The organism is Nonomuraea sp. NPDC050153, from assembly GCF_044460125.1.
Classification (GTDB): Bacteria; Actinomycetota; Actinomycetes; order Streptosporangiales; family Streptosporangiaceae; genus Nonomuraea.
Window position 1 is genome coordinate 286,367 of the sequence record NZ_JBITJQ010000007.1, and the last position, 20,358, is coordinate 306,724.

At 71.7% G+C, this 20,358-nt stretch carries 17 protein-coding genes; 6 read left to right on the forward strand and 11 right to left on the reverse strand.

All coding sequences use genetic code 11. The features are described from left to right. Positions 1-103: 103 nt before the first annotated feature. Genes ACIBQ1_RS20610 through ACIBQ1_RS20630 form a run of 5 tightly spaced genes read right to left on the reverse strand, consistent with a single transcriptional unit; the run spans position 104 to position 4,038 of the window. Positions 104-925: a carbohydrate ABC transporter permease gene (locus tag ACIBQ1_RS20610; RefSeq protein ID WP_397279547.1), complete on the reverse strand. Its 822-nt coding sequence runs from the start codon at positions 923-925 to the stop codon at positions 104-106. Beyond that, the gene (locus ACIBQ1_RS20615; RefSeq protein WP_397279549.1) at positions 922-1,881 is read right to left on the reverse strand and encodes a carbohydrate ABC transporter permease; all 960 of its coding nucleotides are present in this window, start codon (positions 1,879-1,881) and stop codon (positions 922-924) included. Before ACIBQ1_RS20615 ends, ACIBQ1_RS20610 begins: the two co-directional genes overlap by 4 nt. Then, a complete protein-coding gene (locus ACIBQ1_RS20620) occupies positions 1,878-2,774 on the reverse strand; it encodes an extracellular solute-binding protein (RefSeq protein ID WP_397279550.1) in 897 nt (298 codons plus the stop codon). The genes ACIBQ1_RS20615 and ACIBQ1_RS20620 overlap by 4 nt, the downstream gene beginning before the upstream one ends. After that, positions 2,768-3,232: a hypothetical protein gene (locus tag ACIBQ1_RS20625; RefSeq protein WP_397279552.1), complete on the reverse strand. Its 465-nt coding sequence runs from the start codon at positions 3,230-3,232 to the stop codon at positions 2,768-2,770. The genes ACIBQ1_RS20620 and ACIBQ1_RS20625 overlap by 7 nt, the downstream gene beginning before the upstream one ends. Continuing rightward, positions 3,229-4,038: an NAD-dependent epimerase/dehydratase family protein gene (locus ACIBQ1_RS20630; protein WP_397279554.1), complete on the reverse strand. Its 810-nt coding sequence runs from the start codon at positions 4,036-4,038 to the stop codon at positions 3,229-3,231. The genes ACIBQ1_RS20625 and ACIBQ1_RS20630 overlap by 4 nt, the downstream gene beginning before the upstream one ends. A 145-nt stretch (positions 4,039-4,183) precedes the next feature. Here ACIBQ1_RS20630 and ACIBQ1_RS20635 point away from each other — a divergent pair, with 145 nt between their 5' ends. From ACIBQ1_RS20635 to ACIBQ1_RS20645, 3 genes are read left to right on the forward strand one after another with little or no spacing between them, the layout of a single operon-like run. Beyond that, complete coding sequence (locus ACIBQ1_RS20635) at positions 4,184-5,413, forward strand: ROK family protein (protein WP_397279556.1); 1,230 nt, start codon at positions 4,184-4,186, stop codon at positions 5,411-5,413. Beyond that, complete coding sequence (gene dgoD, locus ACIBQ1_RS20640; protein WP_397279558.1) at positions 5,410-6,555, forward strand: galactonate dehydratase; 1,146 nt, start codon at positions 5,410-5,412, stop codon at positions 6,553-6,555. Before ACIBQ1_RS20635 ends, dgoD begins: the two co-directional genes overlap by 4 nt. Next, positions 6,549-8,528: a hypothetical protein gene (locus ACIBQ1_RS20645; RefSeq protein WP_397279559.1), complete on the forward strand. Its 1,980-nt coding sequence runs from the start codon at positions 6,549-6,551 to the stop codon at positions 8,526-8,528. Before dgoD ends, ACIBQ1_RS20645 begins: the two co-directional genes overlap by 7 nt. A gap of 163 nt (positions 8,529-8,691) precedes the next feature. Here ACIBQ1_RS20645 and ACIBQ1_RS20650 read toward each other — a convergent pair whose 3' ends face one another. From ACIBQ1_RS20650 to ACIBQ1_RS20675, 6 genes are all read right to left on the reverse strand, one after another. Further along, on the reverse strand, positions 8,692-10,848 hold the full coding sequence (locus ACIBQ1_RS20650) for a transglycosylase domain-containing protein (RefSeq protein ID WP_397279561.1): 2,157 nt from the start codon (positions 10,846-10,848) through the stop codon (positions 8,692-8,694). 153 nt (positions 10,849-11,001) lie between these two features. After that, the gene (locus ACIBQ1_RS20655; RefSeq protein WP_355377913.1) at positions 11,002-11,322 is read right to left on the reverse strand and encodes a tetratricopeptide repeat protein; all 321 of its coding nucleotides are present in this window, start codon (positions 11,320-11,322) and stop codon (positions 11,002-11,004) included. A gap of 2 nt (positions 11,323-11,324) precedes the next feature. Further along, the gene (locus ACIBQ1_RS20660; RefSeq protein WP_397279563.1) at positions 11,325-12,299 is read right to left on the reverse strand and encodes a pirin family protein; all 975 of its coding nucleotides are present in this window, start codon (positions 12,297-12,299) and stop codon (positions 11,325-11,327) included. A gap of 340 nt (positions 12,300-12,639) precedes the next feature. Continuing rightward, a complete protein-coding gene (locus ACIBQ1_RS20665; protein ID WP_397279565.1) occupies positions 12,640-13,530 on the reverse strand; it encodes a carbohydrate ABC transporter permease in 891 nt (296 codons plus the stop codon). A 1-nt stretch (position 13,531) separates the two neighbouring features. Further along, on the reverse strand, positions 13,532-14,458 hold the full coding sequence (locus ACIBQ1_RS20670) for a carbohydrate ABC transporter permease (RefSeq protein WP_397279567.1): 927 nt from the start codon (positions 14,456-14,458) through the stop codon (positions 13,532-13,534). Then, positions 14,455-15,816: an extracellular solute-binding protein gene (locus ACIBQ1_RS20675; RefSeq protein WP_397279569.1), complete on the reverse strand. Its 1,362-nt coding sequence runs from the start codon at positions 15,814-15,816 to the stop codon at positions 14,455-14,457. Before ACIBQ1_RS20675 ends, ACIBQ1_RS20670 begins: the two co-directional genes overlap by 4 nt. Positions 15,817-16,172: 356 nt before the next feature. On the opposite strand from ACIBQ1_RS20675, the gene ACIBQ1_RS20680 reads away from it, so the two are divergent. The 3 genes from ACIBQ1_RS20680 (at position 16,173) to ACIBQ1_RS20690 (ending at position 20,224) form a co-directional block, all read left to right on the forward strand. Then, entirely contained in the window at positions 16,173-18,590 is a 2,418-nt protein-coding gene (locus ACIBQ1_RS20680; RefSeq protein WP_397279570.1) for a glycoside hydrolase family 3 N-terminal domain-containing protein, read from the forward strand. After that, positions 18,574-19,608 (forward strand): LacI family DNA-binding transcriptional regulator, encoded by a 1,035-nt coding sequence (locus ACIBQ1_RS20685; protein WP_397279573.1) that lies wholly within the window; start codon positions 18,574-18,576, stop codon positions 19,606-19,608. Before ACIBQ1_RS20680 ends, ACIBQ1_RS20685 begins: the two co-directional genes overlap by 17 nt. A 61-nt stretch (positions 19,609-19,669) precedes the next feature. Beyond that, complete coding sequence (locus ACIBQ1_RS20690) at positions 19,670-20,224, forward strand: hypothetical protein (RefSeq protein WP_397279574.1); 555 nt, start codon at positions 19,670-19,672, stop codon at positions 20,222-20,224. Positions 20,225-20,358: the final 134 nt, after the last annotated feature.

The window sequence follows — 20,358 nt, forward strand, 5'->3', positions numbered from 1 at the left end:
GGGGCGGGCCAGGTCGTGGCTCCGGCCTCAAACCAGCCGCCCCCGCCCCGCCCCGCCCCCGTCCCCGGGAGCCGGGCCGGCGGCCCGTATCGGGACCGCCGTGTCACTTCAGGCCGGTGGTGGTCAGGCCGCTGACGAAGCGTCGTTGCATGAACAGGAACAGGACCAGCACCGGCAGCAGGTACAGCACCGCTCCCGCCGCGACCAGGTTGTTCAGCGGCAGGCCCTGCTCGTTCACGTAACCGCCGGCCATCGCCACCGCGAGGGTGGTGCTGTCGGGGCTCAGCAGCAGGGCAGGGCCGACGAAGTCGCCCCAGCTCCAGGTGAAGTTGAGGATCACGCTGGCGGCGATCACCGGCCACGACTGCGGCAGGAAGATCCGCCAGAACATGCGGGCGTACCCGCACCCGTCGATGACCGCCGCCTCCTCCATCTCCCGGGGGATGCCGGCGAAGAACTGGCGGAACAGGAAGATCAGGAACGGGCTGCCGCCGAGGCCCCACAGCACCCACGGCCAGAAGGTGTTGACCAGGTCGACCTTGGCGAACAGCAGGTACGTGGGGACCAGGGTGACGATGCCGGGCAGCATCATCGTCGACAGCAGCACGACGAACAGCTGCTTCCTGCCCGGCGCGCTGAACCTGGCGAACCCGAAGCCCACCCACGCCGAGCTCAGCGTGGTGAGCGTCGTGTGGATGATCGCGATGGTGAGGGAGTTCTGGGTCGCGCCGAGGAAGTCGATGCTGGTCACGGCGTCGGCGTAGTTGCCGAACCGGGGCTCGTCCGGCACCCAGGTGGGCGGGAAGGCCGCCATCTCGGCCGGGGACTTCAGCGAGGTGAGCACCAGCCAGGCGATGGGGCTCAGCAGCGCGAGCACCACCGCGGCCAGGACGACGTACAGGGCGTAGCGATAGGAACGGCTCACCGCTTCCCCTCCGGATCGACGGTGTAGAAGACGGTCCTGGCGCTCACCTTGACGATCAGCAGCGTCACGAGCAGGATCACGGCGAACAACATCCACAACATCGCGGAGGCGTACCCGAAGCGCGAGGCGCCGAAGTACTGCGCGATCACGTGGATCATGAACAGGTAGTTGCCCTCCGGCACCGAGCCGGCGCCGCCGAGCGAGCCCGTGGACAGCAGCAGCGGCGCGAACGACTGCAAGGAGCCGATCACGCCCGTGATGACCTGGAACAGGATCACCGGCGACAGCAGCGGGATCGTGATCCGGGTGAACGCCTGCCACGACGTGGCACCGTCCACCCGGGCGGCCTCCAGCACTTCGCGAGGGATGTCCTGAAGGCCGGCCAGTGAAATGATCATGGAGCCGCCACAGCCCCACAACACCAGCGCGTAGAGGACATAGCGGGCGTTCGGGTCGACCAGCCAGGTGATCGGATCCGCGCCGACGCCGCTGAGCACGCCGTTCGCGGCGCCCGCGTCACGGTCGAAGATCAGCCTGAACGTCAGCGCCGCCCCCACCGGCGGGACCACCGCCGGAAGGTAGATCATCGCCCGGAAGAAGCCCCGGGCGCGGATCGGCTGGTTCACCAGCACCGCCAGCAGCAGCCCGGCGATGATCGACAGCGGCACGGTGACCAGCGTGAACAGTCCGGTCCTGGCCAGCGAACTGAGCGTCAGCGGATCCTGGAAGAACTCGACGTAGTTCTCCAGCCCCACGAAGTGCGTCCGCGGGGACAGGCCGTCGGAGTCGGTGAGGCTGAGCCAGAACGCGTAGCCGAGCGGGAACACCGTCAAGGCCACGAACCCGATGGCCCACGGCGCGATGAACATGTAGAACCTGCGGGCCCGGCGCAGACCGGACGTCGACCGCACCGCCGTGCGACGAGCCCGCGCGGCCGTCAGCGACGCGGTCGTCATCGCAGCCGCTTCTTCCCGTCGGCGAGCTGCTTGTTGAGCTCGCCGTTCAGCGCGTCGGCCAGCTGCGCCGGAGACAGCTCTCCCTTGATCGCCTTGGGCAGCGCCCGGTTGATGGCGGTGTCCAGGGCCTCGACCCGCAGGTACGGCGTGAACGACAGCACCGAGAAGTGTTTCAACTCCTCCATCTGCACGTCGTACGCCTCCTTCTGGTACGGCTGCTGCTGCGGCATCAGCCCCCGCAGGGACTTCAGCGTCGGGATCCCCCAGCCACCGCCGGCCCGCTGCCTGGCGGGATCGCCGGCGAGGTACCACTCCATGAACCGCCAGGCGGCCTCCTTGTTCTTGCCGGCCTTCGGCATCCACAGCCCGGTGGCGCCGTAGCACGGGCTGACCCGCCGGCCGGTGTCGAACTGCGGCGCAGGCAGGAGGCGCGCGACCTTCGCGGTCTTGGCGTCGGTGGCGAACAGCGCGCCGAACCAGTAGCCGTTGGTCGTGGTCGCCATCCGGCTGGCCTGGAAGGTCGGCCCGTCCCAGCCGTTCGGGTCGGGGTTGAGCACCGTCGGCCCGATGCCCGCCTTCGCGTACTCGACGTACCAGGTGAGGGCGCGAAGCGCCTCCGGGCTGCTGAAGTCGACGGACGCGAGGTCGTCCGACAGCAGTTTCCCGCCGGCCGAGGCGGTCATCCCCAGCAGCGTGGTGAACAGGCTCAGACCGTTGGGGTTCAGCCCGTAGACGCTGACCTTGGCGCCCTGGCGCTTGGTCAGCCGCTTGCCCGTCTCGAGCAGCTCGTCGAACAGCAGCGGGCTGGTCGCGTTCGGCCGGTCGACCTTGGCGGCGTCGAACAGCGCCCCGTTGTACCAGAGCATGGCGTCCTGCGAGTAGTCCTTCACCATGCCGTAGCGCGGGCCCGCGCCCTGCTTCCGGCCGTGAAGCGCCAGGCGTCGTTGACGGGGTCGAGGTCGTCTTCCTTGATCAGGGTGCTCTTGGCGAAGTACGGGTCGAGGTTCTCCGCCGCGTCGCGGGCCACGAGGTACGGCGTGTCCGTCGCGCCCAGGCCGCGTACGACGTCCGGCGGGTTCCCGCTGGTCAGCATGGCGGTCAGCTTGGTCAGGTCGTACTCGACGGTCTTGACGGTGAAGCCCAGCGCCTGGGAGGCCGCCTTGGCGTCGTCCGGGCCGAACTCGCCCGTCATGGTCATGATCGTGACCGTGGTCCTGCCGGGGGCCGCGCCCGCGGCGGAGGTCTTCGTCGAGGAGGCCGGCGCGCAACCCGCGGCGAGGGCGCCGCCGGCCGCGGCCGTGGAGAGAGTGAGGAACCGGCGTCTCGAGAGCCCCTGGCCCGCTGTGGTCATGTCATGCCTCGCATCCTGAGGTCGGGTGAATCATCGAAGAGACGGCACGTGGGAGCGCCGCCCGGTCCCGCGGTGCCGGCGTACTGCTCGCTGTCGTCCTGGGGCCGGTAGCCGAGCTCGGTCCGCGCGGACGTGGTGTCCCAGTGCTTGCGGCTGTTGGCCGAGACGCCGAAGTGCACCCCGAAGGGTTCGCGGGAGCGCAGCGCGGCGTGCGCGAGCCGGGCGGCGTCGCCGTCCGACAGCCACATGCCGAGGTAGCGCCGTTCTGTCAGCGGCCAGGCGGTCAGCCCCAGCCGCAGGCAGGTGACCGAGGCGCCGGTGCGTTCCGCGTGGGAACGGCCGAGCGACTCGACGACGACCTTGCTGAGCCCGTACGCGCAGCACGGCCGGGGGTCCAGCCGCGGACTGACCGGCCAGAACTCCGGCCGGTTGTGCTCGCCGGCGACATGCAGCGAGCTGGCCAGCACGATCTTCGGCACGGCGCGCGCGGCGGCTGCCCGCAGCAGCACGGGCATCGGCCGCACGTTGGCGGCGAACACCTCCTCCCAGCCGTGCCGCGGGTCGGCGTCGCCGGCCAGGTGCAGGATCGCGCTCGCTCCGCCGAAGACCTCGTACGCCGCATCGGGGTCGCCGATGTCGGCGTGGCGAATGTCCACGTCAGGCTCGGGCTCGGCTCCCGTGGCGGTGTCGACGAGCCGCAGCCGGTGGTGCCGCCGCAGGTACGGCCGGAGCGCGGTACCCACCCGGCCGAGGCCGCCGGTGATCACCAGCAGTGGCTTCTCGCGATCGTTCCGCAGTGCGTCCATGCCGCCATCCAGATCGCCTGGCCGGGACCGATACCCGAACTTGCCGGAAATTGTTCGAGCACGGGCGGATTTGTGTCAAAAGTGTTGCCGAACAATGTCGAAACTCCGTTGACGGCTGTGCGGCGGTGCCCCGATACTCGACCACGTGGCTACCAAGGACACCGGATCCCTCAGAGCGCTCCGACGGACGAACTCGGAGCGCCTGCTGTCAGCGCTGATGGAGCACGGCGCTCTGCACCGCGCGGAGCTCGCCCGGCTGTCGGGGCTCTCGCGCACCACGGTGTCGAACATCGTCGGTGACCTGATCGAGAGCGGGGTGGTGATCGAGTCCGCCGGCGACGCCGACACCTCCGCCGTGGACGGGCGGGCCCGCGCGTTCCTGCGCGCCAACCCCGCCGCGGGCACCGCGGCCGGGCTCGACTTCACGCTGGAGCGCATCTGGTGCCACGTCACCGACCTGGCCGGCACGACGCTGGCCAGCGAAGGCGCGACCGTGGCGGCGGACACGCCCTGGCAGGAGCGGCTGGCCGCGGGCCTCGGCCTGCTCGACGACCTGCTCGCCGCGGCGGGCCGGGACCGCTCGTCGCTGCTCGGCGTCGCCGTCGGCGTCCCGGGCCCGATCGACCTGCGCACCGGCCCGGTCGGGCCGTCGCTGCCGGGTCAGGCCTGGGCGGGGGTGAACGTGGCCAAGGAGTTCGGCCGGCACCTGTCCCCTCCGGTGCTGGTCGAGAACAACACCCGGCTCGAGGCCATCGCCGAGTTCACCTGGGGCGCCGGCAGCGGCGTCCGCGACGTGCTCTACCTCGGCCTGTCCACCGGCATCGGCGCCGGCCTGCAGATCGGGGGCCGGCTGCACCACGGCGGCGCCCGTGGCGGGGGCGGTTCGGTCGGGCACATCTCGGCGGATCCCGCCGGCGAGCCCTGCCCGTGCGGCAACCGCGGCTGCCTCGTCCAGTACGCGTCGATCCCCGCCGTTCTGGCGTTACTGCGACCCGCGCTGGGCGAGCGCATCGGCGTCGACGACGTCCTCGCCGCGACGGCGGCCGGGGACCCCGACTGCCGCCGCGTGCTCCACGACGCCGGCGAGGTCGTCGGCCGGGTTCTCGCGAACCTCTGCAACCTGCTGAACCCCGAGCGGATCATCATCGGCGGCGAGCTGGCGCGCGCCGGCGACGTCCTGCTGGAGCCGATCCGGGCCACCCTGCGCCGCTCGGCGATGGTGCTCACCCGCGACGCCGACGTGGTCGCGGCGGCCCTCGACCTGGGGGAGCGAGCCGCGGCCTCCGGCGCGGCCGCCCTGGTCCTGCGCGAGACCGACCAGCTCGTCGGCGCGCTGCTGGCACGTGTCGAACCCCAACCGAATGAGGCAGTTTGAAAATCATCGGATACGAGACGTTCCGGGTGGCGCCGCGCTGGCAGTTCCTGCGCGTCGACACCGACGAAGGCCTCAGCGGCTGGGGCGAACCGATCGTCGAAGGCCGCGCGGAGGCCGTCCACGGCGCCCTCACCACGCTGATGGAGCACCTGGTCGGCGCCGACCCGCTGAGCGTCGAGAGGCACTGGCAGGTGCTGGCCAAGGGCGGCTTCTACCGCGGCGGGCCGGTGCTGTCGAGCGCGCTGGCCGGGATCGACCAGGCCCTGTGGGACATCAAGGGCCGCTATCACGACGTTCCCGTCCACGAGCTGCTCGGCGGCCCGGTCCGCGACCGGGTGCGCATGTACACGTGGGTCGGCGGCGCGGACCCCGCCGCGCTGGTGGACGACGCGCTGGCCAAGGTCGCGAGCGGGTTCACGGCCGTCAAGCTCAACGTCTCCGACGCCCTGCCGCCCGTGCCGAGCGCGGCCGAGACGCGGGCGATGGTGCGCCGCGTGGAGATCCTGCGCGACGCGCTCGGCGACGACGTCGACATCGCGCTGGACTTCCACGGCCGCTTCAGCACCGCGGCGGCCCGCCGGATCCTGCCGCTGCTGGAGCCGCTGCTCCCGCTGTTCGTGGAGGAGCCGGTGCTGCCGGAGTTCGCCCGGGACATGCGCCGGATCACCGACGGGACCAGCATCCCGATCGCCACCGGCGAACGGCTCTACTCCCGGTGGGACTTCCGCGACGTCCTGCCCACCGGCATCGCGGTCGCACAGCCTGATCTGTCGCACGCCGGCGGCATCTCGGAGGTGCGCCGGATCGCGGCGATGGCGGAGGCGTACGACGTGGCGGTGGCGCCGCACTGCCCACTCGGCCCGATCACCCTGGCCGCGAGCCTGCAGATCGACCTGGCGACCCCGAACTTCCTCATCCAGGAGCAGAGCCTGGACATCGAGCACGGCGGCGGCAGCGCGCTGCTCGGCTACCTCACCGACCCGGAGGCGTTCAGGTTCGCGGACGGTCACGTCGAACGCCCCACCGGACCCGGCCTCGGCATCGACATCGACGAGGACGCGGTGCGCTCCGCCGCGCGGAAGGGCCATACCTGGCGCACCCCGTACTTCCGCCACAACGACGGGTCTTTCGCCGAATGGTGACGATCAAGACACGACGGTTCGCGTTCGGCGGCGGCTGGGTGGCCCTCGGGGCGGACGCCGCGCCGACGGCGTTCGGGCACGCCTCGGATCCTGACCGGCTCTACCTGCTCGACGAGGCCACGGACGCCTGGCACGGCCCGGACCACCATTGGGGCGCGGGTTTCGCGATCACGTCCCGCGGCTCGGGCCGCTGGCAGCGGCCGTACGAGATCGACTGGCGGGCCGACGGCGCGACCGCCCGGCACCGGCCGGTGCGCGGGCTGGAGCTCGAGGTCCGGCGCCAGGTCGCGGGGGAGCGCTACACCGAGACCCACACCTGGACCAACACCGGCGGTGAGCCGTTGCGCGTCACCGGGCTCGGGCTGAACGTGCCGGTCAGAGACGTGTACGACGGCGCGGCCACCGCGCTCGCCCGCAGTTGCCACGCGCACGTGTTCACCGGCGGATCGTGGTCGTGGGTGCTGGCCGAGCCGATGTCCGGCGCCCCGCCGCTGCTCGGCGCGATCGTCCGGACGGGCGCGTTGTGGGCGTACTCGGTCGAGTCCCGCAACACCGTCACCTCGTCCGACGTCCGCGGCCACCTCGTCGTCCATCCCACCGACCACGCGCGCAATCCCGAGGCGTTCGGCGGCCAGCCCGTGCTGGACCTCGCGCCGGGAGAGGAGCATGTCCTGGCGTGGGAGCTCGGCTGGTACGGCGACCGCGAGGCGTTCCTCGCCGCCACCGACGCGCCCGCCGGCCTGCCGTTCCTGACGGCGCCGGTCGGTGCCGCCCTGGCCGTCGATCTCGCCGAGGGCACGGTGCTCGGCGAGGGCGTCACGTCGCGCGCCCACGGCATCCGGCACCTCGACTTCGAGCGCGACGGCCGCCGGAGCAGGACGGCGGTCGCCTTCCTCGCCCCGGTGCGGGACCTGGTCGAGGCGCGCGTCGCCCGCATCCTCGGCGAGCACCGGCCCGCCGAGCGGCCGGAACCGGAGCGGTACGCGTTCGTGCCGGTCGACACCCGCACCGGCCTGAGACAGACCGAGAACGGCTGGCAGGACTGGACCGACGGAGCCGAGCGCGTCGGCATGGCCGTGCTGCTGCAGCAGGCCCGCCTGCGCGGCTGGGGGGCTCCGGACGCGATCGACGAGGCGCTGCGCGGGTTCGCCCGCTTCGCCGTCGAGCGCCTGATCCAGCCCGACGGCTCGGTCCGCCGGAGCAGCCGCCCGGCCCCCGAAGGGCTGCGGCTCTACAACACGCCGTGGCTGGCGCACTTCTTCCACGACCAGTTCGCCCTGTACGGTGACCCGGCCGACCTCGACCGCGCGGCCCGGCTGCTGGAGACGTCCTACTCGCTCGGCGTCCGCGACCACCTGCTCATCGGCCTGCCCGAGGCGGTGGTCGCGGTGGCCGGCTCGCTCGACGGGCACGGCGACCCGGCGCGGGCCAAGCGGCTGCGGGACGCGCTGGTCGACCACGCGCGGGGCTTCGCGTCTCTCGGCAGCGCGCTGCCGGCGCACGAGGTGAGCTACGAGCAGTCGATGGTCGCGCCGCTGGTCAGCCTGCTCGCCACCGCGTACGCCGGCGCGCCCGACGAGCGCCTGCTGGCGGCGCTGCGGCCGGCCCTGCGGTGGCTGCGCGCGTTCGGCGGGCCGCAGCCGCACGTCCGGCTCCGCGACATCGGCATCCGGCACTGGGACGGGTACTGGTTCGGGCTCGACCGCCAGTGGGGCGACACGTTCCCGCACTACTGGAGCGTGCTCACGGCGGTCGCGCTCCGGCAGCTCCCCGAGCCGCTGCGGACCGAGGACACCGAGCGGGTCGCCGAGGCGATCTTCGCGGCCAACCTCGCCGACTTCGGCCCCGACGGCCGGGCGACCTGCGCTTTCCTGATGCCCAGCTGCGTGGACGGCCGCCCCGCGCACCGGCCGGACCCGCTCGCCAACGACCAGGACTGGGCCCTCGCCCTGCTCCTGCGTTCGCAGAAGTGACCTGGCCCACCCGCGGCCGCGGGGCCCGCCGTACGGCGGTGACTGCCGCGGTCCTGCGAGACGGTGCTGCGGCTGGCGGTGGGCCCGCTCGCGTACGGGGTGGATCGACCGGTGCGTCTCGCGCCAGACCTTCGCGGGGCGCCCGCCTGGGCCGGGCGTTGGATCACGGGGTCACGGGTGCGTCGTCCTCGGTTCCGGGCCGGGGGCGGTCTTCGGTGTCCGCGGGGCGGTCCTGGGTCGGGTCCGGGCGGTCGTCGCGGGAGGGCGCGCAGCTCTGGCCGCAGTCGCCGAAGCGGGCCGCGTTCACCGGGGTGAAGTCCGAGGCGGGCACGTCCTTCAGCGCCGCCGTCATGGTGTCCTTCCAGATCGGGCCGGGCACCGAGGCGCCTGCCACCGCGCCGAAGGCGCGGCCGCCGATCGTGACGCCGGTCAGCTTGTACCGCTGGGAGCCGCGCGGGTCGCCCAGGCTGACCGCTCCCGCCAGGTCGGGGGTGAACCCGGCGAACCAGGCCGTGGCATACCCGTCCGTGGTGCCCGTCTTGCCCGCCGCCGGGCGGCCGATGCCACCGACCCCGCGCATCGTGCCCTCGGTGAACACGCCGGACAGGACGTGCGCGGTGGCGTCGGCCACCTCCGGGTCGAGCGCCTCGCGGCACGACGGGTCGTACGAGGTCGCCGCGCCCGTGCTCGCCTCGGTCACCTTGGTGACGACCATGGGCGCGCAGTACGTGCCGCGCGCCGCGATGGCCGCGTACGCGGTGGCCACGGTCACCGGGTCCATCTCGTTGATCCCGAGCGTGAACGTCTCGTACTCCTGCAACGGGCCCCCGTCCGCCCGCCTGATGCCCAGCGACTTGGCCGTCCGCACCGTCTCGCACAGGCCGACCCGCTGCTCCAGCGCCATGAAGAACGTGTTCACCGACCCCCACGTGCCGGTCGCGAGCGTCTTGAAGCCCGGCGAGCCCTCGTCGTTGGTGACCGTCCAGGACGGGATGCCCATGTTCTGGCCCTTGCAGTTCTTGAACGAGGCGTAGCCCGGGGCGGTGTAGGCGTTGGTGACGCTGATCCCGTCGTCGATCTTCATGCCCTGCGCGAGCGCCGTGATCAGCGTGAACGTCTTGAACGTCGAGCCCGCCTGGAAGCCGGTCAACCCGCCGTGCCGCTTGTCCGCCACCGGGTTGTAGGAGATCTCCTTCCGCTTGGCCGAGCGGCCGAAGGGGCGGCTGGCCGCCATCGCCTTGATCTTGCCGGTGCCCGGCTCGACCAGCGCCTCGGCGGCGACCGGGTGGTCGGAGGCGAAGACGTGCTTCCTGATCGCGGCCTCCGCCGCCCGCTGGGCCTTCGGGTCGAGGGTCGTGTAGATCTTCAGGCCGCCGCGGGCGAAGCGCTGCTTCCTGGCCCGCTCGGTCCTGCCGAAGGCGGGGTTGGCGAGCAGCTCGTGGCGTACGTACTCGCAGAAGTAGGGATAGCGGCCGGCCTGGCAGCCGTTGGGCGCTTCGACACCCTTGTAGCCGAGCTTATCCGCCTTGGCACGCGCCGCCTGCTCCGGCGTGATCCGGCCGAGTTGCGCCATCCGGTCCAGCACCACGTTCCGGCGGTCCAGCAGCAGCTTGCGGGCCTGCCCGCCGAGCGCGGGGTCGGTCCTGTTGGGGTCCTGGACGGCGCCGGCCAGGGTCGCCGCCTGGGTCAGGTTCAGGGCGGCGGCCGGGACGCCGAAGAAGCGGCGCGCCGCCGCCTCCACGCCGTTGGCGCCTGCGCCGAAGTAGGCGATGTTCAGGTACCGGCGGAGGATCTCGTCCTTGGAGTACTTCTCCTCGACGCCCATCGCGTATCGCAGCTCCTTGAGCTTGCGCGCGTAGCTGGCCTCCAGGGCCCTGTTCTTGTCCTCCTCGGAGTCGGCCGAGTTCAGCAGGACCTGCTTGACGTACTGCTGGGTGATCGACGAGCCGCCCTGGGCGATGCCGCCCGAGGTGAGGTTCTTGACCAGGGCCCGGGCGGTGCCCTCCAGGTCGAGCGCGCCGTGCTCGTAGAAGCGGTAGTCCTCGATGGCGACGATCGCCGTCTTCATCACGTCGGCGATCTGGTCCAGGCGCACCTCCCTGCGGTTCTCGGCGTAGAACTGGGCGATGCGGTTGCCCTCGGCGTCGTACACGACCGAGGTCTGGGCCAGGGGCGGCTCTTCGAGCTGGGCGGGCTTGAGATCGAGCGTCTCGGCGGCCGAGACGAACAGGGAGCCCGTGCCGCCGACGGCGGGCAGCGCGATCGCGGCGACCACGGTGCCGGCGGCCAGGGCCGCTCCGGCCAGACGGGCAAGGCTCAACAAGGATCTCGAAGGGGACATGGGCGTCATGACAGCACAGGGGTGTTTGCCCTGTCCAAGACTGATATGCCTCGATTATTGATATTCGAATGGATATCGCCGCAGGTGCGGCGCGCCGCCCTCCCGGTCGGGCGGCGCGCCGCGTCGCCTACGTCACTCGCCGGTCATCGCGGCGTGCATGCGCAGGTACGGCTCGGCGTCCTTCGGCCTGTTCTGGCGCTGCAGCGTACGGCCGAGCAGCAGGCAGGCGTACCCCTCCGCCGGGTCGCGCTCCAGCACCAGCCGGAGCTCGGCCTCGGCCCGGCCGAGCTGGGCGGAGTGGTAGTAGGCGCGGGCCAGCAGCAGCCGGGCCGCCAGGTTGTCCGGGGCCGCGGCCACCACCTGGGCCAGGATGCGGGCGGCCCCGATGTAGTCCTGCGAGTCGAAGAACCGGCGCCCGCGCTTGTACTCCTCGGCCAGCCTCTCGATCGGCACGTTCACTCCTCTCCGGTGTGCGGAAGACGCTCGGCGGGGACGACACCCAGGCGGCCGGCCTGGTAGTCCTCCATCGCCTGAAGGATCTCGGCGCGGTTGTTCATCACGAAGGGGCCGTACTGGACGACCGGCTCGCGGATCGGCTGCCCGCCGAGCAGCAGCACCTCCAGGTTCGGCTCGGCCTGGGGCTGAGCCGGGTCGGCGGCCACGGTGAGCGCCCCGCCCTGGCCGAAGACGGCCAGCTGACCCTTGCGGACCGGCTTGCGCTCCTCACCGACGTGGCCCTGTCCGGCCAGCACGTAGGCGAGCGCGTTGTAGGCGGGATTCCACGGCACCTCCAGCCGCGCGCCGGGGCTCACGGTGGCGTGCACCATCGTGATCGGGGTGAACGTGACGCCCGGACCGGCGTGCCCGTCCAGCTCGCCGGCGATCACCCGCAGCAGCGCGCCGCCGTCGGACGAGGCGAGCAGCACCGACTGGCGGCCGCGGATGTCCTGGTAGCGGGGCGCGTGGAACTTGTGCGCCCGCGGCAGGTTGACCCACAGCTGCACGCCGTGGAACAGCCCGCCCGAGACCACCAGGTGCTCCGGCGGCTTCTCGATGTGCAGCAGGCCCGATCCCGCGGTCATCCACTGGGTGTCGCCGTCGGTGATCGTGCCGCCGCCGCCGTTGGAGTCCTGGTGCTCGAAGATGCCGTCGATGATGTACGTGACGGTCTCGAAGCCGCGGTGCGGGTGCCAGGGGGTGCCCTTGGGCTCGCCGGGCGCGTACTCGACCTCGCCCATCTGGTCCATGTGGATGAACGGGTCCAGCGCGGACTGCGGCACGCCGGCGAACGCGCGCCGCACCGGGAACCCCTCGCCCTCGAACCCGCTGGGCGCGGTGGTCACCGACGTCACGGGCCGCCGCGCGACGGAGGCCGGGTCGGGTACGGCGACGCGGGGCAGGGCCAGGGTGTCAGCGGTGATGGCGGGCATAACCCCTCCTGTTGGTTGAAAATTCAATCTGTTGCCCGCCACAACACGCGGCCACCGCCGGGCATTCCCGGCCGTTCCTGCTCGTCGGGGCCACGTCACGAACGCCATGTCCTGCTGCCCGACCTGGTCGAGCGCGGCGACGGCGCGATCCTGTTCACCGCCGGGCAGTCGGGCATCCACCCGACGCCGTCCCTCGGCAACGCCGGCATGGCGCAGGCGGCGCTGCGCAACTACTTCCGGACGGTAGGCCGCCGTCGCCCCCCGCCTCGGCCGCCCTGGTCGGCGGGCCTGGCAGGCGCTCCAGCTCCGCGCGGGCCTCAGGCGGCCCGCGCGGCGGCGCTCACTTGCCGAAGCCGGCGGTCAGGCCGGCCAGCAGCTGGCGGCGGCCCACCACGTACAGGATGAGGATGGGCAACGAGGTCAGGACGACGGAGGCGAGCACCGCCGGCACGTTGATGCTGTACTGGCCCTGGAAGGTCCACAGCGCCAGCGGCAGCGTGCGCTGCTCGGGGCTCTGGGTGAGGATCAGCGGCAGCAGGAACCCGTTCCAGATCGTCAGCGCGTTGTAGATGGTCACCGTCACCACGGCGGGCCTGGTCAGGGGGACCGCCAGGTGCCAGAGCGTGCCGAGCTCGCTGGCGCCGTCGAGGCGCATCGACTCGAACAGCTCCTTGGGCACGTCCCTGATGAAGTTCGACAGGATCAGCACCGACAGCGGGATCGCGAACGCGATCGACGGCAGGATCAGCGCCATCGGCGTGTCGTAGAGGCCGAGCCTGATGATGATCAGGTAGATCGGGATGATCGTGGCCTGGTGGGGGATGGCCAGGCCCATGAGGAACGCCGAGTTGGTCCAGCGCAGGAAGCGGCCCCTGCCGCTGCGGACGATCGCGTACGCCGCCATGAACGACACCACCACGGCGGGCACCACCGCGCCGACCGTGACGACGACGCTGTTGATGAAGTAGCGGATGAAGTCCGACTCGATGACCAGCTGGTAGTTGGCCAGCGTGGGCTCGGACGGCGGCACGAGGGGGTTCTCGACGTAGTAGTTGCTCTGCGACTTGAAGCTGGTGATGACGATCCAGTAGATCGGCACGACCACGACCGCCAGCCAGAGCCAGGCGATCGCGCTGCCCAGCCAGTTGGGGCGGCGGGTCACCCCCTTGGGGCCGGGAGCGGTGTGCCGTGCCGTCGCCTGCGTGGCGTCGTTCGCGAGCGTCGTCGTCATGTCAGGCACCTTCCAGCTGGCTGTGGCTCGCGTCCCGGCCGCCGAGCCGGCGCAGCAGCAGCGCCAGCGCCAGGCCCACCAGGACCAGGATGACCGCGATCGCGCTGGCCGGGCCCATCAGGTTGGCCTGGAAGCCCCTCTTGTACATCTCCAGCGCAAGCACCCGGGTGGCGTCCCCGGGGCCGCCGGCGGTGAGCACGAAGATGAGGTCGAAGAAGACCAGCGAGCCCACGACCATCAGCGTCGAGGACGTGATGATCGTGTACTTGAGCTGGGGCAGGGTGATGCTGAAGAACATGCGGACCCGGCCGGCGCCGTCGATCTCGGCGGCCTCGTACATCGAGCGCGGGATCTGGCGTACGCCGCCCTGGTAGATCAGCGAGTGGAACGGGATGAACTGCCACGACACCACGAAGATCACCACGCCGAAGGCGAGGACGGGCTCGCCGAGCCAGTCCTGCACGAGGAGCGGGATCCCCAGCCCGGCGCCGAGCCCGAAGTTCGGGTCGAGCAGCGCCTTGTAGGTGATCGCGATGGCCGCCGAGCTGAGCAGCAGCGGGATGAAGTAGATCACCGAGAGCACCGCGCGGTAGCGCTGGAAGCCGGCCAGGAACGTGCCGAGCAGGATGCTCGCCGGCGTCTGCACCGCCCACGACAGCGCGATGACCAGGAACGTCACCCACAGCGCGTGCGGCAGGCCGGGATCGGAGAGCACCGCCCGCCAGCTGTCGAAGCCCGCCAGGCGGATCTCGCCGAGCCCGTCCCAGGCGGTGAAGCTGAGCAGGAACACCCCGACGAGCGGGATGACGCCGAAGGCGACGAAGAACAGCAGGGCCGGTACGGCCAGCCAGGCCAGGCCGCGCCCCTGGCCGCCGGGCACGGCGGCCGGGGACGCGTTTCCCCTGGCGGAGATCGGGGGGACCGTCACTTGCCTATGACCTCGTTGAGGTTCGTGGCGAACTGCTGCGGCGAGACCGACAGCTGGAACAGCTTGGCGATGTTGTCGAGCAGGACCTCGGCCGCGGTCGGGCTGAGCGCCTGGTCCCAGGACTGCTGGTACGACTTGGCCTTGCTGGCGACGTCGTAGACGAACCGCTGCCACGTCCCGTCCATGTCGGTGCCGAACTGCGCGTCGGCGCCCTTGACGATCGGCACGAAGCCGTTGCTGACCCAGTCCTTGTTCTGCGCGTCGGAGTTCATCTCGGTGGCGAAGAACTTCTTGACGATCTCCTTGGCCTCGGGCGTCGCCTTGGAGGAGATCGACATGTACTGGGCCGGGTTGCCCACGGTGTCGCTGGGGTCGCCCTTGCCGCCGTCGACCGGCGGGAAGTTCAGGTACCCGAGGCTGCCGCCCTTGACGAAGTCGCCGCCGGTGTCCCGCATGTTGCCGTACGTCCAGCCGCCGTGCAGCATCATCGCGGCCTTGCCGGTGTACAGCAGCGCCTGGTCGGCGTTGGAGTCGGCGGTGATCGAGGAGAAGCCCTTGATGAAGCCGTTCGCCTTGATGAGGTCCTGCATCTTGGTCAGGGCGTCGATGGCGGCCGGGTTGTTCCAGGCGTCCTTCTCGCCGTCGAAGACGGCCTGGAAGACCTCGGGGCCGCCGATGCGGTCGAAGAGGAACTCCAGCCACATCATGTTCGTCCAGCGCGACTGGCCGCCGAGGGAGAACGGCGCGATGCCCGCGGCGTTGAACTTCTTGACCAGGTCCATGATGTCGCCCCAGCTCTGCGGGGGCTGCGCGCCGACCTTCTCGAAGAGCTTCTTGTTGTAGAACAGGACGATCGGCGTCACGGCCTCGACCGGCAGCGCGTAGATCTTGCCGTCGACGGTGGCCGCGCCGAAGGAGGACGGGAACAGCTTGTCCTTCAGGGCCGCGTTCTGGTCGAACCAGGACGTGAGGTCGTCGACCTGGCCGGCCTGCACGTAGCTCTTCAGACCGCCGCCGCCCCAGCCCCAGATGATGGTGGGCGCCTCGCCCGCGCCGATCGCGGTCTTGATCTTCGTCTTGAAGGCGTCGTTCTGGAACATCGTGGTCGCGAGCTGGCCGCTGGGGTTGGCCTTGTTGAAGCGCTCGACGGCGCGGGTCCGGACACCTTCCTGTGGCTGTCCGGTGAGATACCAGTAGGTGGCCTTGCCGGCTCCGCCACCCGAGCTGGTGCTGCCGCCGCCGCCACCGGCGCCGGCCTGGGTCGGGCCGTTGCCTCCGCAGGCGGCCAGTGCCGCTCCGAGGGGAACGCCCATGGAGAGGCTGAGGAAGGTGCGGCGAGAAGTTGACCTGGTCTCCACGCTGATCTCCGTACTTGAACGCCGGGGGGATTGGCCGCGCGGCTCGTTGATCGTCGGATGTCGGTGGCGGGCGGCCGTGGACGCGGCGCCTGCCGAAGCCGCTCGTCACGTCTCCTTTGAGTGAGCTCGTCGAAACATTTGCGACATGCCGCGTGGTCCGTCAATTTAGGTTTCGACTCTGGGCCTGTCAAGACCGTCATATCCGGGAATCTGCCCTTTCGAGCAGGGCGTGTGTAAAGTACTCAGGCGCGGCGTTCATCTGGTCGTCTGTAATCAGGGACGCATGCTCACAGGCCACTCGACGACATCGAAACATTTCGAAATAATCACGGCGGGAATCGGCTTAAGGAGAGCAGATGACGGCTCTGGATCGCACCCCCGCGATGGACGGCGTGCTCCGCCCGTGGCAGGATCCGGCGCTCCCGGTGGCCGACCGCGTCGAGGCCCTCCTCGCGGAGCTGACCCTTGAGGAGAAGGTCGGTCAGCTCGGCAGCCGCTGGATCGGCAACGACATGCAGCACGACCTGCCCGACGACGCCGAGACGGTCAACGTCGCGCCGATGCAGGACGTGTTCGCGGCCTCGGGCACGGTTCCCCTCGACGAGGCGATCGAGCACGGGCTCGGCCATCTCACCCGCGTGCACGGCAGCGCGCCCGTGACCGCGCGGGAGGGCGCCGCCGAGGTGGTCAGGCTGCAGCGGGCCGTCGTCGAGCGCTCCAGGCTCGGGATCCCGGCCATCGTCCACGAGGAGTGCCTGACCGGGTTCACGACGTACGGGGCGACCGTCTATCCGGCGGCCATCGCGTGGGGGGCGACGTTCGACCCGGAGCTGGTGGAGCGCATGGCGGCCGCCATCGGGCGCGACATGCGGGCCGTGGGCGTGCACCAGGGACTGTCGCCTGTGCTGGACGTGGTGCGCGACTACCGGTGGGGGCGGGTCGAGGAGACGATGGGCGAGGACCCGTACCTCGTCTCGATGCTCGGCGCCGCCTACGTGCGCGGGCTGGAGAGCGCCGGGATCATCGCCACCCTCAAGCACTTCGCCGGATACTCCGCCTCCCGGGCGGCCCGCAACCACGGGCCCGTGCCGATGGGGCGGCGCGAGCTGATGGACATGATCCTGCCGACGTTCGAGACCGCCATCGCGCTGGGCGGCGCGCGGTCGGTGATGAACTCCTACTCCGACGTGGACGGCGTGCCGGCCGGGGCCGACCCCTGGCTGCTGACCGAGGTGCTGCGCGAGCAGTGGGGCTTCACCGGGACGGTCGTGTCGGACTACTGGTCGATCCCGTTCCTGGCGACCATGCACCTCGTCGCCGCCGACACCGCCGAGGCGGGCGTGCAGGCCCTCACCGCGGGCATCGACGTCGAGCTGCCCGACACGCTCGGCTTCGGCCCGCACCTGGTCGAGCGGGTACGCGGTGGCGAGATCCCCGAGTCGCTGATCGACCGGGCGGTGCGCCGCCTGCTCACCCAGAAGGTGCAGCTCGGGCTGCTCGACCCGGACTGGACGCCCGAGAAGTCCGTGTCCGGGGCGGCCGGCGTGGACCTCGACTCGCCGGGCAACCGGGAGATCGCCCGCGAGCTGGCCGAGCGGTCGATCGTGCTGCTCGACGCCGGTGACGCGCTGCCGCTGAGCCCCGGGCTGCGCCGGATCGCGGTCGTCGGGCCGTGCGCCGACGATCCGCGGACGTTCATGGGCTGCTACGCCTTCCCCAACCACGTGCTGCCCCGCCACCCCGGGCTCGGGCTCGGCGTCGAGGCGCCCAGCCTCCTCCACGCGCTGCGGGCCGAGCTGCCGGACGCCGAGATCGTCCACGAGCGGGGCTGCGATGTGCAGGGCGGGGACCGCTCCGGGTTCGCCGCCGCGCTGGAGGTGGCGCGCGGGGCCGACCTGTGCGTGGTGGCCGTGGGCGACCTGGCCGGGCTGTTCGGCCACGGCACCTCGGGCGAGGGTTGCGACGCCGACGACCTGCGCCTGCCCGGGGTGCAGGAGGACCTGGTGGCCGAGCTGGCCGCCACGGGCACGCCGGTCGTCGCCGTCGTCGTCTCCGGCCGTCCGTACGCGCTGGGCCGGGTGCACGCGGGCGCGGCCGGGCTCGTCCAGGCGTTCATGCCCGGCGAGGAGGGCGGCGCGGCCATCGCCGGTGTGCTGTCCGGCCGGGTCATGCCGTCGGGCCGGCTGCCGGTGCAGATCCCGCGCGGGCACGGCGGGCAGCCGGGCACGTACCTGCAGCCGCCGCTGGGCGCCGACAGCCAGGGCATCAGCAACCTCGACCCGACCCCGCTCTTCCCGTTCGGGTACGGCTCCACCTACACCGCCTTCGAGGTCGGCGACCTGCGGATCAGCGACGCCGAGGTCCCCGTGGACGGCGAGTTCGGCGTGACGGTCAGCGTGCGCAACACCGGCGACCGGGCCGGCGAGGAGGTCGTCCAGCTCTACCTGCACGACCTCCTCGCCCAGGTCACCCGGCCGGTCCGGCAGCTGACCGGGTTCGCCAGGGTCCGGCTGGAGCCCGGGGCGAGTGCCCGCGTGACGTTCGAGGTGCACGCCGACCGGACGGCCTTCACCGGACGTGATCTGAGGCGCATCGTGGAGCCCGGGGACATCGAGGTGTCCGTCGGCACGTCGGCGGCCGACCTGCCGTGCCGGGGCACGGTGCGGCTGACCGGCCCAGGCGGCGGCCGGGTCCGGGTCGTCGGCCACGACCGGCGCCTGGACACGCCCGTGTCGGTCGAGCGGGAGGGGGGAAACGATGCCGTCCAGTTCTAGGCGCGCCACGCTGGCCACGGTCGCGGCCTCGGCGGGCGTGTCGGTGGCGACCGTCTCCAAGGTGCTCAACGGCCGCAGCGACGTGGCGCCGACCACCCGCTCCCTGGTGCAGTCGCTGCTGCGGGAGCACGACTACATCGCGCCGTCGCCGCGCCGGGACGGGGCCGTCGCCACGGACACCGTCGAGGTGCAGTTCGACGACGACTTCAGCACCTACTCCACCGAGATCATCCAGGGCCTGGTCGGGGCCGGGGCCGAGGCCGGCGTGGGGATCGTCGTCAGCGTCAGGAAGAAGATCGACCACGCCGCCGCGTGGGCCCGCGACCTGGCCGCCGCCGGACGCCGGGCGCTGATCTGCGTCACGTGCGACCAGCTGACCACCAGGCAGCTCACCGCGCTGTCCCGCGTACAGGTGCCGCTGGTCGTGATCGACCCGCTCCACATGCCGCACGCCAGCGTGACCAGCGTCGGCTCGACGAACTTCGCCGGCGGGCTGGCCGCCACCCAGCACCTGCTGTCCCTCGGCCACCGGCGCATCGCCTACATCGGCGGCCCGGCCACCGCGGCCTGCAACCAGGCCCGCCTGCACGGCTACCGCGCCGCCATGGAGGCCGAAGGCGTGCCGGTGCCGCCCGCCTACACGCGATCCGGGCACTTCCGCTATGAGGACGGGCTGGAGTACGGCGCGGCCGTGCTCGACCTGCCGGAGCGGCCGACGGCGATCTTCGCCGGCTGTGACGAGAGCGCGCTGGGCGTCATGGAGGCCGCCAGGGCGCGGGGCCTGCGCGTCCCGGAAGATCTGAGCATCGTGGGGTTCGACGACACCCAGATGGCGCGGATGGCCTCCCCGCCGCTTACTACCGTCCGCCAGCCGCTGCGCGAGATGGGCGGGGTGGCGCTGCGCACGGCGTTGAGGCTGGCGGCCGGTGAGAAGATCGACTCCCACCACGTCGAGCTGGCGACCGAGCTGATCGTCCGCGCCTCCACGGCGGACGTGACCTGCGCGGAGCACGCCTGACCGGCATGAGTTCTGTCAGGCGCCTTGCGAATATTCTGTAAGGTGCCTTACTGTTCTTGGGATGATCAACGAATCCGGGGTCCAGCGGCCCTCCTACGCCGAGTTGCAGGCCAGGCTCGGCACCCCGCTCGGGGTGGAGGAGGCCCGCGCCCGATGGAGCGCCCTCGTCAAGGCCGCCAGGGACGGGGAGACCGTCCTGATCACCCGCGAACGCTGGGAGTGGGCCGCGCTCGTGCCGCTCTCCAAGGTGCCCGGCATCCTGAGCGGGCTCCAGCTCGTGCCGCTCTCGACCGCGCGGGGCAAGCTCGGCGACCTCGTACGGCAGGTCGCGCAGCCGTACGACGAGAGCCCCGTCCTGCTGGGCCGCCACCGCACCCCGGTCGCCGCCCTGATCGCGGCCCGCAGCCTCGTCGACCGGCCCGCTACCCCGTCCAGGACGGGCGCCGAGGCGATGCTGGTCGACGGGCACGCCATCACCCTCACCTGCGACCTGGACGCTCCGGCCGGCCCGGTCTTCTCCGCCGTGGCCGTCGACCGGAACGGCGGGGTGGTCGCGGCGGGCTCCGGCGCCGACCTCCGCGAGGCCCTGCGCACCCTCACCCCGACGCGGGACTGACCGGCCAGGGCGTCACCGGGCGGGCGTCACCGGACGCGAACGCGAGGTGCTGACCCTGGTCGGGCGCGGCCTGTCCGACGCCGGGCTCGCCGCTCGCGCCCAGGGAGAGCTGATCGCGACGCCGCCCGCGCCCC